General features: G+C 27.5%; 4 protein-coding genes and 2 tRNA genes. All 6 read left to right on the top strand.

The window, feature by feature from the left end:
- Positions 1-55 precede the first annotated feature (55 nt).
- The 6 genes from IX290_RS09330 (at position 56) to IX290_RS09305 (ending at position 13,544) form a co-directional block, all read left to right on the top strand.
- Positions 56-139: transfer RNA gene (locus IX290_RS09330), tRNA-Ser, on the top strand.
- 5 nt (positions 140-144) lie between these two features.
- Positions 145-236, top strand: a tRNA-Ser gene (locus tag IX290_RS09325).
- 459 nt (positions 237-695) lie between these two features.
- Complete coding sequence (locus IX290_RS09320; RefSeq protein ID WP_349290758.1) at positions 696-2,477, top strand: ShlB/FhaC/HecB family hemolysin secretion/activation protein; 1,782 nt, start codon at positions 696-698, stop codon at positions 2,475-2,477.
- Between the two features lie 11 nt (positions 2,478-2,488).
- Positions 2,489-12,055, top strand: a complete 9,567-nt coding sequence (locus IX290_RS09315) for a hemagglutinin repeat-containing protein (RefSeq protein ID WP_211492944.1) — start codon at positions 2,489-2,491, stop codon at positions 12,053-12,055.
- 12 nt (positions 12,056-12,067) lie between these two features.
- Complete coding sequence (locus IX290_RS09310; RefSeq protein ID WP_211492943.1) at positions 12,068-12,967, top strand: Imm49 family immunity protein; 900 nt, start codon at positions 12,068-12,070, stop codon at positions 12,965-12,967.
- A 19-nt stretch (positions 12,968-12,986) separates the two neighbouring features.
- Positions 12,987-13,544 (top strand): hypothetical protein, encoded by a 558-nt coding sequence (locus IX290_RS09305; protein WP_211492942.1) that lies wholly within the window; start codon positions 12,987-12,989, stop codon positions 13,542-13,544.
- Positions 13,545-13,592: the final 48 nt, after the last annotated feature.

Here is a 13,592-nt window from a genome sequence, read left to right as displayed (position 1 = left end):
ATATGGGAAATAACGTTGACAAACCCCCATAATTATGATAATATAGTACGTGCTTGGAAGGTTATCCTAATTGGTAAGGAACCGGTCTTGAAAACCGGCGCCGCAAGGCTTCAGAGTTCGAATCTCTGATCTTCCGCCAGAGACGGTGAAGTGGCAGAGTGGCCTAATGCACTCCCCTGCTAAGGGAGAGTACCAATAAACCGGTACCGAGAGTTCAAATCTCTCCTTCACCGCCATCAAATATGCTATAATTGAGAGTTTGAAACTGTCAAAAAATGAATTGGCAGGTTATTGGCGGTTACGAACATCATTCAAATGAGCTAACATTCTTGCTTTGCAAGTTTTGTTAGTTTTTTTTTAACCGCCAAATTTTGAAAAGCCTCAATTATTGATAGTTTTAGTGAGTTTGTCGTTTTTAAGATTAGCATAATTTTTTTCAATATTATCTTTCAACTCTGCTCACTATAATGTAACAAGCAAACTACCTAAAATTAGGTAGTTTTTTTATTTATTGTTTTATAATATGTTTCTTTTTTGTTGAAAAAATGTGTGAAATATGATAATATAATTAGAGTTTTTTTTGTAAAAGCCTAAATATTAAAAATTAGATATGACAGAAATCTAACTGGCGAATTTATAAAAAGCTAAGTATATCAAGTGTATTCAATAAGTTTGAATAAAATAAAAGTTTTGGAGTGTGTATTTTGAAAAAGATTTTATTTGTATTTTTAATGTTAAAGTTATTGGTGTATGGTGATATTTTAAATGAAAGTGAAAGGATTTATTTAAAAAATGAAAAACGTCAAGAATTAGAACGGATTAAGAAGGAGTTTGATAGTAAAGAAGAAGTAAATAAAAATATTAAATTAAGTCAAGATAAAGACAATAATGAAAATATGTTTTATATTGAGAAAATAACATTGATTGATAATGAAATGCTACTTAATGATTTAGAAAAAGAAAATGTTTTAAAGAAGTATTCAAATCAAAAACTAGGAAAAACAAAGATTACAAATTTACTTATAGAGCTTACAAATAAATTAATTTCGAAAGGATACATTACTTCTTCTGTAACTATTGCTGACAACAATGACTTAAAGAGCAAGGAGTTAATATTAGAAGTTATACCTGGGCGGATAGAAAAAATAGTATTAAATGACAATAGTAATTTGGATAGATTAAAACTATTTTTACTTTTAAAACCTGTAGAAAATGAAGTTTTAAATGTTAGAGATTTAGATACTACAACGGAAAATTTTAATTATTTAGAGTCTAATGATATAAAATTTGAGATAAAACCTGGAACAAAAGAAAACTATTCTATTATAGAGGCTAAAAATAAAAAGAAAGAAAAAGTCATAATTTCACTTTTAACAAATAATTACGGAGAAGACAAGCAAAACTCATTATGGAGATACGGAGGAAGTGTAAACGTGGATAGTCCGCTTGGGATAGAAGATAAACTATATTTTTCATATATGACAGTAGATAAGAAAAAGCCAGATAGAAGTTGGAAAGATTCGCCTGATGTCTTACAACCAGGGGAAATATTGCCGATAGGACCTCCAGGATATGATCCAAGTAAAGGGGATACTTTACCGTATAAAAGGATATTAGACTTGTATAATTTTAGATATACATTAAAATTTACTGACTATTCTCTTATTACAAGTATATACAAAACAAATAAAGAAAGTAGTTTTTATACTGGAAATACTGTATATGATTTACATTCAATTAACAAAACTTATGAAATAAAACTTGAAAAGAATTTATGGAGAAATCAAAAAAGTAAAATTAATTTAGCTATTGGAATAAAAAGAAGGCATGATAGAAACTATTTAGAAACAGCAACTTTATCAGATAGGGTAATTAGTGTAGGTTTAGTTAATCTTTATGGTTCTACAATTGTATATAATGGAGTGTTGAATACAACTTTTGGATATGAGAGAGGTATGAGAGTTTTAGGAGCAGAAAGAGATGGAGGGAAACTTGAAACCACTCCAAAGGCCCAGTTCAACAAATTTATATTTAATGTATATTATTACAGACCATTTAAAGAAAATTTTATATATCGGTTTAATTTAATGAGTTCATATTCAAAAGATGTGTTGTATGGTTCAGAAGAACAGTCCATAGGTGGTGTAGGAAGTATAGGTGGATTTCATAGAACTGGCACAATACAAGGTGAAAAAGCAATAGAGATAGGAAATGAAATATCATATAAATTATTAGATTCAGAAAAATATGGAAGACTTGAACCATATATTAATTATGGTTATGGTTTTGTAAAAAATAATAAAGATAGTTCAAAGTATTCTAAGGGGCATATTTCAGGAACTAATATAGGAGTTAGGTACAATTATAAATATTTTGAGTTTGATGCAGCTTATGGAATACCTTTTAATTATTCAAACTATTTAAATCCTAAAAAAATGGAATTTTATGTTAGTTCAGGTATAAAAATTAAATTTTAATAGGAGATATTATGGTAAAAATGAAGGTAAAAAGAAAGTTTTTAGTGGGATTAATTTTATTAGTTATGTCATTATATAGTTTTGCAAATGGTGTAGTATTAGATCCAAATTCGAGACACAATACAAAATTAGATGAAGCACATAATGGAACACCAATTGTAAATATTTCCACGCCAAATAATAGAGGTGTAAGTTTAAATGAATTTTTGGAATATAATATAGATTCACGTGGACAGATTTTAAATAATGCAGATAATACTGGTAGAAGCCATTTAGGTGGTCTGATTAATGCCAATCCGAATCTAGGACCGAATCAAGCAGCAGGGCTTATAGTTTTACAAGTTAATGGAGCAAATAAATCGAAAATAGAAGGGTATTTAGAAGCTTTAAGTAGAAAAAAAGTTGATGTAATTTTAAGTAATGAAAATGGTATATATTTTAATAATTCTGGAACTATAAATATAAGAAAATTTACTGCTACAACTGGAAAAATAAAATTAAAAGACGGAGATTACATAGGTATAGATGTAAAAAGAGGGAATATAGCCATTGGAGAAAAAGGTTTAGATTTGACTAATGCAGATTATGTCGAAATTCTTTCTAAAACACTTGAAATAGCTGGTAATGTAGTTGCAAAAGATGAAATGAAAATTATTGCTGGTACCAATGAAGTGAGTAAAGATGGTAAAATAACTAAAAATAACTCAGCATCACCAGCAGAAGTTGCAATTGATGCATCAGCCCTTGGTGGAATGTATGCTAATACAGTAAAAATAATAAGTACAGAAAAAGGAGCAGGAGTTAATTCAAGTTCATTTATTATTTCAAAAGATAAAGAATTAGAAATAACAGCAGATGGAAAAGTTAAACTAAATAAGGTACAGGGAAATGGAGTAAAAGTTGAGGCTCGTGAGTTCGAACAAAATGAATTAACACATTCTACTAAAAGTATAGACATTAAGGCAGAAAAAATAAAAACTGCTGGAATTACTCAAGCTGAAAAAGAGATAAATTTAGATGGAAATGTGGAAAACAGTGGATCTATTTATACAAAAAAATATTTAAATACAAAATCTTTAAAAAATAGTGGTAATATTCAAATACAAAAAGAAATTAAAGTTAATGGAAAGTTAAGTAACAGTGGAGATATCCAGACACAAAAGGAACTAGTTGTTGCTAGAAATACTGATAACAACGGTATTATTGAAGCACAGAGCAGAATTAAAATTGGTGGGAATTTAGATAATAATGGAAAGGTATATACAAATGATAAACTTTCTGCTGAAAATGTAAAAAATAGTAAAGATATTGTTGTAATTAAAAATATAAGCATAAAAAAACTTGAAAATAGCGGCAATATTTTATCTGATGAAAAAGTAGATATTGATGGTAGCTTAACAAATAGTGGTAAAGTACAAGTATCAAAAGATATACTGGTAAATGGAGATATAGTTAATAATGGGAAGATATTGTCAAATGCTACTTTAACAGCAAAAAATACTAAAAATACAAAAGATATAATAATAAAAGAAAAAATTGATATTTTAAATACAGATAATAGCGGAACAATTGCAACTTCAGGTACGCTTAATATAGATGGAAATTTAAAAAATACAGGAATTGTTTCTGCTAACAAAGAAATACAAGTACAAAAAGATATTGAAAATGATGGACAAATTTTAACTGATTCATCACTAAAAGCTAAAGATATTGTAAATACAAAAGATATAGTAAGTATTGGGGATATTGAGGCTGGTAATGTAGAAAATGAAGGAGTATTTGAAACTAAAGGTAATATTACTTTAAGTGGAAATATAAAAAATATTGGGCAGATTTATTCTGAGAAAGAGATTGTTGCTAAAAATGTTGAGAATACTAATAAAATAACTGGAATAGGAAATATTAATGTTGATAATGTTAATAATTCAGGAAGTATAGTATCAGAAGGTTCGTTAAATATAAGTGGAAAATTAGAGAACACAGATGATATTCAAGCAAAAGGTAATATAAATGTAAAAGATAATTTAAAAAATAGTGGTGAAATAAAAAGTTTAAAATCTTTAGAAGCACAAAATATAAAAAACATCAATAAAATATTAGTTAATGAAAATGTAACTACTAATAATCTTGAAAATACTGGAACTTTAGGCGTTGGAGAAAGATTACTAGCTAATGAATCATTAAATAATACTAAAACGATTGAAGCTGGAAATATAGAGGCAAAAAATAAATTTTTAGAAAATAAGGGAGATATTAAAGCTGAAACAATTTTAGTAGATGCATTAAATGTAAAAAATGATGGAAATATACTAGTTATTGATGATGTTAAAATTGATACTAACAAATTTGAAAATAATAAAAATATTGAATCTCTAAAGGATATATTAATAAACTCTAAGTTTTTTAGTAACAGTGGAAAAATTGCATCAAATAATAAGATTGATGTAAATAACCCTAAATTTCAAAATAGTGGTGAGATCTTATCTAACTATATTAAACTTAATAATTTAGAAGATTTTAAAAATAGTGGAAGTATAAAGGGAACAGATGTAAAAGTTGTTACTTCTAGTGATATAGATTTGATAGGAACAATACATGGAGAAAACAACCTATCAATAACTGGAAAAAATATAATAAATAATGGGAAAACATTAGGAAATGGAGATTTTTTCTTAAATACAGAAAAATTTATCAATAATAAAGATCTTCTATTTAAAAACATTAATATAAATTCTAAAGGAGATATTGAAAATAATAGTGTAATTAATAGTGATGTAATATCTATATCTTCAAATAATTTTGTGAATAATGATTTAATAGCAGCTTTAAACAATGCTAATATAATTTCAAAAGGAAAAATAACGAATAATGAAGGAAAAACTATATTTGCAGGAAATAATCTAAATATACAAGCTAAAGAGATGTTAAATTCTAAAGGAGAATTATTAGGAAAAAATATTTCTATTATAGCAGATTATTTAAAAAATGATATAGGATTAATTCAAGCTGAAAATGATATACACATTAGTTCATTAAAGTTTGAAAACATAGGAGAATCTTTAGATTTAGATAGATATGAAAGCTATTATGTAACTTGGGATGGGAAAATAATAGAAGAAAGTGAAATAGACAACTGGAACAGACAGATTAGTCCTCATATAAAAACAAGAAGAGGTAGTGGAGGCTCTGGTTCAAAGGTAAGAAGAGACCAAAGAAAAGCATATAAAGAAGTTGTAGATAATGTAACAAATGATAAATACAAGTCTTTGTTATTTCCAAAATATACAGAATTAGTTAGAGGATATCTTGGGAATGAAGGAGAATATACAGAAAAAACAGGAAGTGCAAGAATACAAGATATTCCTTTGCTAGAAAAAGCTAGAAGTTTAGGGAAAACTAATTATGCAAAAGTTCAAGCAGGGAATAATATATTAATTGATTCAAAAATTGGGAATGTAGGAGAAGTAGTAAATAAAGATGCCATTATCTCTGCAGGAAATAATGTAGAAATAAAAGCAGACAAGGTTTTAAATATAACATCAGTTGGTGAAAAAGTAAAAGTTAAAACTGGGGAAGAATCTATCTTTATAAAGTATCATAGAAAAAAACGACGTTTTAGAGGAGATAAAATAAGTGGACAAGTTACTTATAGTAGAGGATTTGCAAATGACTATATAACTAAAAAAGTAAAGAAACTTGATGAAAATGGAAAACCTGTAATGCGTAAACGTTTTGGTAGATTAAGACCAGTTTATGTAAAGGTAACTGAATATATAGGAAGATATGCTTATGTAACTGGAAAGCCAAGTATAATTGAAGGAAAAAATATAATTATTGATAACTCTAAAATTGTAAAACAAGGAATTGAAGAGGCAAATGGAAATATAAATTCTGGTAGAGTTGAAAATAGCTTGATAGATAAGGCTTTTGATATAACAACTGGAACATCAAGTACAAATCAAAATTTAACTTTTGATAGAAATTTAAATAACAAAGGGACATTAGATATATTAGCAAGAACAGAGGTAGTAAGTAATACAAGAGATATTGAAAATATAATAAAAACTGGAAAAATAGATATATTGCCTGAAAATCCAAGTGCTTTATTTATAAAAAATGTATCTCCAGATGCTAAATATGTACTAGAGACAAGAATAAAGTATACAAGTATAGGGAATTATTATGGAAGTGATTATTTCTTAAGTAGAATAGGATATGAAGAAAAATGGGATAGAGTAAAAAGACTTGGAGATGCCTATTATGAAAACAGCTTAATTGATAAAAATATTAGTGATAAATTAGGAACTAGATTTTTAAATGGTGAAATTGTATCAATGAAAAATCTAATTGATAATGCCAAAGATGAATCAATTAAGTTAGGACTTAAGATAGGAGAACCATTATCTACAGAACAAAAGGAAAACTTGAGTAAAGATATTGTATGGTATGAATTAGGTGAGTTTTCTGGAGAAAAAGTTTTAATACCTAAGGTGTATTTATCTAAGAAAACTCTAAGTACTATTAATGGGGATAGTAGAACAAAAATAGTAGGAACAAATTTAGTGAATATACAAAGTAATGAGCTATATAATAGTGGCTTAATTGGAAGCAATGAAACAACTTTTGTAAAAGGAAACAATATATTCAATAGAACACTTACAAACCAAATAGGTGAAATAAAGGGAAATAAAACAACTTTAGTAGCAGCAAAAGATATAGAAAATATAGGCGGAAAACTATTAGGAAAAGAAGAGTTAACGCTAATTTCAAAAGATGGAGATATACTTAATAGTGCAACAACTTCAGAATTTAATCAAAATTTTGGTGAAGTGAATAGAAGTGAATACTCACAAATTAAAAATGTAGGAGAAATTTCATCAGAAGGAAAGTTAGATATTGTAGCAAATAACTATATAAGCACATCTAGTAAAACAAATGCAAAAGATTTAAATATACTTGCTAAAGAAGATGTAAAGATTTCATCTCAAGAAGTAAGTGGAGAACAAAAATTTGGAAAAGATGGAAATAACTTTAATTCTTATGCTTTTGAATCAAACATAGGTTCAAATATAAATTCAGAAAATTTAAATATAAATGCTAAGAATTTAAATATTAAAGGTTCTGCAGTTATTACAAAGAATGCTAACTTAACTGTTGATAGAATAAATATAGATTCAAATGTTGACAAAATAGATACTGAAAGTAGATCAAAATCAAAAGGATTTTTAAGCTCACATTCTAAGACAGAAATACAACATAGTGAAAATAATATTGCAGGAACATTGTATGTAGAGAATAAAGGAATAATAAATGGCGATGTAAATGTAGTAGGAAGTAACTTAGTTTTAGGAAAAAATAGCTATATAGCTGGGAAATTAACAACAGATTCTAAAGCTACATATAATAAATATATTTTTGAAGAGAAGAAAAAAGGATTATCTTTTAGTTTAAGCAAAAATAGTTTTAATCTAGCTTATGGGAAAAATCAATTTAACTATGATGAAAAAGATAAGACAAATATTAAATCAAATCTTGTTCTAGGAGATGGAACAGTATTAAATAAAGGAGCAGAAATAACTGCTACTAATTTTAATCATGGAAATATCGCAATTAATAACGGTGATGTAATATATGGTGCAAGAAAAGATGAAAGAGAAGTAAAAATAAGCACAAAGAAAAGTAGCTTTGGAATATCTGGAAATGTAAGTTCACCAGCCTTAGAAAGAGCAAAACAAGGAGTTAATGCATTAAAACAAATAGGAAATGGAGATGCACTTGGTGGACTTGTAAATGTAGGAAACGTTGTGACTGGTACTGTTGATGGCTTGGCTTCTAATATTAAAACAAAAAGTGGAACACAAGCAACAGCAGAAGACATACAAAATAATAATTTTATAAGTAATAATAATTTCTATATACAAGCAGGTATAAGTACTGGATATAGTAAATCAAAACAAGAATCTAAATCCCATACAGAAAAAGCTGTTGTAACAGACATTAAAGGGCTTGATGAAAATGCAAAAATAACTTACAATGATAGTAAGAATATAAAGTATCAAGGAACTCAAGCGCAAGATACTACATTTGTATATAATAATGTTGAGAATATCACAAAAGAAGCTGTTAAACTTAATAATTATTACAAATCTAAGGGAAATTCTAGTGGAATAGGTTTAAGTGTAGGATTAACAGGCAATGAACCCTCTATTTCATTGAATGTAAATGCTTCAAAAAATAAGCTAAATACAGATGAAACAGTTTATCAAAATGGAAGTTTTGTAAATGTAAATGAAGTTCATAATAACACCAAAAATATGCAACTTTCAGGCTTTACTCAAATAGGTGGAAAAGTAACAGGAAATATAGAAAACTTGAATATTGAGTCTAAGCAAAATACTTCCAAAACAAAAGGAGATACAAAGGGTGCAAATCTAGGAGTAAACCTATTATCAGTAACACCAAGTGGAAGTATAAGCGCAAGTAGAACAAGTGGAAATAGAAATTTTGTTGATAATCAAAGTACATTTGTAGTTGGAAAAGATTCTAATTTAAAAATAGGAAATGTAGATAATACAGCTTCTATAATAGGAACAGCAGATAATGGTAAGATTGTAATAGAAAACTACACTGGAAAAAATCTTGAAAATTCTGATAAATTAAAAACAGTTGGTGGTTCAGTAGGCACATCAGGAGCAGGGTTCAATTATTCTAATTCGGAAAAAGAAGGAATAGCGAGAAATACAGTTGTTGGAAATGTTGAGATAGAAAAATCAAGTGGAGATACAATCAATAGAGATTTATCAAAAGCAAATGAAATAACAAAAGATAGCTCTAGTTCAACAAATGTTTATGTAGAAGATAACTTAGTAAAAGCTATTACAAATCCAGAAGAATTTAAAAATAAAATAGAAGTTGCAAAAATAGAAGTTGATTCTTTAAAAGGAACAGTAACAAAAACAGTAGAAAATATTATTGTTGGCGATAAGAGTCAAGATAAAGGAAATCCTGAAAGAAGAAGTTTAACTGAAATAAAAGAATCAATTATAAGAACTCAAACAGCTCCAGAAATAGAATTAATTGCAAAAGAAAAAGATTTTTCATCAAAAGAAGTTCTAGAAAAATTAAAGATAAAGGCAATAGAAAAGTTTGATGTAAATAGTTCTAAGCTTCCAGAAGGGGTAAAAGAAAGAAAAGAAGAGCTTAATGCTGAAAATAAAGAATTAGTTGCTTTTTATGATGAAACAACAAATAAGATATTTATCAGTAAAGATATTAAAGACAAAGCAGAAATAAGAGCGCTTATTGCAAGAGAATGGAAAATATCTGAAGATTTAAAAGATAAAAAAGGAAAATCTAATGATAAGGGCGAATTGAGAGCAACAGTAGCAGGAGAAATAGCGTATGAAGAAATAAAGAGCAGAGCAAAAAAAGGAGAAGTAAGCGAGTTCAATATTTCTAAGTTAAATGATGCTGTGATGGATAAAGATAGTGTTGTAACTTCGGATAGATATCTTAATAAAACCCGTGGTGAAATTGAAAGACAAATAGCAAATATTAATTATTACTATAATGTTATTAATAATGAAAATGCTAGAGCTGAAACAATTGGAAAAGATGAAGAATTTGATAAAAAAAATCTTGAATATAAAGCAGAATATGAAAAAAAATTAGCAAACATAGATAAAGTAGTCCAAATATCAGAGTTAGAAGAACATTATAGAATAATTGAAATTCCTAGATTAGAAGAAAAGTTAAGTACAGTAAAAGATAAAAATGAGAAAAAAGCATTGGAAAGTCGTTTAAATCTGTTAAAAGATGAAAGAGATACATTAGAAGGTTTTCTCAGAAGTAATAACTTAATAAATAAAAATTTACTAGAAGGTCTGGCAGAAGGTGGAGCGAAAGGTCTAATAAAAGGCGCAATTTTTGAAGTAGGTTCAAAAATTAGTAATGTACCTTCTTCAGCTTTAATGTTTTTAACAATGTCAACAGAATTAAATAACTATGAAGATAGTGCTTTGTATATGCTAAACCCTATATCAAAAGAAGAAGCAAAATACATAAGTGAAAATTTCCCAGAGTATTACTATGCGCATAGAATAGGTGAGAGAGTAGAAGAAAATCAAATTTCTTGGGATAAAGAAAAAAGAAATGCTTCAATAGCAGATTTTTATAAGAATTCAAGAGGAGTACTAGCAAAAGAAATAGGGAATTCAATAGGAGAAGTAGCAGGCTTTACTGCAGGTGGAATAGCAACAGATAAAGGAATAAACACAGTTAATAAGCTGGTTAATCAGGGTGGAATTATAAAGGGAGTAAATACAACTTTACCTGCAATTCCGAATGAAAAGACTTCTTTTATATCTAATAATGGTAGTATTATAAATAATCAAAAATTACTGCCAGTTAGTGCGAATAGAGAAATAATTAAGCCAGACTTCTATGTTGGACCAAGTGGAGCAAGTAGTACGTTACCATCAACTGCATATAGATATATGGATTCTAAATGGTATGATACAACAAAAGAAACAATGTCAGGCCCATTATCTTATTTTGGATTTGAGAAATTTGATAATGCTTATCAAGTAAGAGATGGATATCAAATAGCATATGATTATTATAACCGTAATAATATTCCAAGGGTTTGGAGCGATACTTCTATAAGAGGAAGATTTGATACCTTACAATTATATGATAATAATAAAGGAATCCCAAGTGTTGGAATACCAAAAACGTATGGAGATAATGGAAAAGAATTTAAACCATTTACAATATCTTACGCTGAATATCAAGGTAGAGCATTAAGCAGCAAAACTGTTAATAAAACCATTCCAGAAACTATAAAAGCAAATAGTGAGACAGGGAATATAATTGGAAAAACTGTAAAAAATACAGATAAAAAGGTAAGTTCTGAAATTAAAGAAACAGTAGTTAAAAATATTGATAATAAGGTTTCAAAAGTAGTATCTAAAACAGCTAATAATAGTAAAAAACATTTATTGAAAAAAGAAGATACTTTCGAAAATATCATATCAATGTCAAGTGAAAATACTACTTATGTAACTAAGAATAATTTAGGTGCTAAATTAGTGACAGAAAATGCATATAAACTAACAGATGATACTTCAAAATATGCTTCTATAATAGATGATATTATAAAAAATGGAGATCCAACAGGTATAAAAATAGAAAAAATAGTTAATGATATATTAAGAGAGAATTCTAATTTTGTAATTCTTAACGGAAAATATGGTTCTAACAATGGAATAGATCATTTATTTTTAAATAAAAAAACAGGAGAAATGTGGGTAATAGATAGTAAACAAATAGGAAAAGCAAAAACTTATGAAGCTGGAGCTATAAGAGTTGCTGAAAATGCTGCTAAAGATCAAAGACAACTATCTGAAAATTGGATAAAGGCAGTTGCAAATAAATTACCTAAAGAAGAAAAAAATATTTTGGAAAGTGCTATCAAAGACAAAAAAATTAGAACAGGAGTAATAGGAGTAAATAAAGAAACAGAAGATATTTTATTTATTCCAATAAAAATAAAAAATAAAAGTAGGAAACAACAGTAAAGGAGATAGAATATGTTGGTAGGAAAAAAGAAAAGAGAAGAGAGAATAGAACATTTATTAAGTAACTTGGAAAGTTATATTGAAGGTGAAAGTTACGGATTATCTTTAATTAAAAAAAAGGAAGGGAATCCTTTAGCGTGTATGTACTTTAATGGGGCTCTTTATGAACATAAGGCTTCATATAGTTTGTTATTTGATAAAGATATTGAAAGTTTTAAAAAACATATGTATGTGTATGGAAAACTACAACTTATGAGTAGTGATACTAGAGGCTTTTTAAGAGGTAGTAGAATAGATTTTTGGGGACTGTTAATGTCTAATAATAGAGAGATATTAGATTTTATCGTTAGAAATATAGATATTGTAGCATACGAATATAAAAAAGATAAATATATAAAATCAAGTGCGTATAGCTTTCTGTCAAGAACGATGCTTTTAGCAATAAAGGGAGATTGGGAAGATGTCATAAAAAGAGCTAATATATATTTAGCAAATCCACCAAGAGATTCTTATTATAAATATACATATTTAGAATTTGAGTTTTTAAAAGCACTTGCAGAAAAGAATACAGAAAAAATGAAAGAAGCATTAGATAAGTTATTAGATATAAAGGTAGCTAGAAAAATATTAAATGATATGGATGTAGCATTTGATTTTTATCTTCATATATTTGTAATAATGTATGCAAAGATAGCTATGTATCATGGATATGATTTGGGAATTGACAGTGAAATAGCACCTAAAGAATTAATAGATATAACTCCAGCTAATGAATATCCAGAACCATATGATTTTATGAAAAAGTTTGATTTAAAAACTATTACACCAGAAGAATGGAAGGATTGGATATACGAGTATTATCCTGATAAAAAAGAATTATTAATGGACGAAGAAGACGGATGTTTTATTTAATAACTAGGAGGAAAATAGAATGGCAGATATGACAGATGTATTATTAAAAATAAAATATAGAAAAGGAGGAGAACTTCATGATGATGATTTGCTAGAAGATATAGATATGTATGATGCAATATCAGATATGGGAGTTAATGGAATAGATTATCAAAGTGAAAAAAATCTAATTTTAAGAACAAATGCAATGAATTATTATCCCTTATCCTATGAAAAGGAAAATAAACTAAGAGATTATTTATTTGAAATATCAAGGGAAAAGGGAATAGAAGAGATATATATAATATTTTGTGAGTACTCATATGCACTGGATGTAATTAGATATGGAATAATACATATAGATGTTAGAAATACACAGGCAAAAATTGATATAAAGAAGGAAGAAAACTATACAAAGGTATTTAAAGAGATGATGGATAAATCCTATCCAGATTTAAAATCTAAATATGGTAATTTTTTAGATGGATTATTAGAGGACGAAGCAGAATATAGGTTTGAAGAAAAGATGGATAGAATTATGGGAAAATATGCAATGACCGAATTTAAGAAGTTTTTAAAAACAGTAAAATTCGATTAAAATAGTCCCTATAAAAGAACTTGTTATAAAAGCAGTCTGAGATTGAAC

Source organism: Fusobacterium sp. DD2, from assembly GCF_018205345.1.
In the GTDB taxonomy this organism is placed as follows: Bacteria; Fusobacteriota; Fusobacteriia; order Fusobacteriales; family Fusobacteriaceae; genus Fusobacterium_A.
This window is presented reverse-complemented; position numbering and strand designations above follow the sequence as displayed.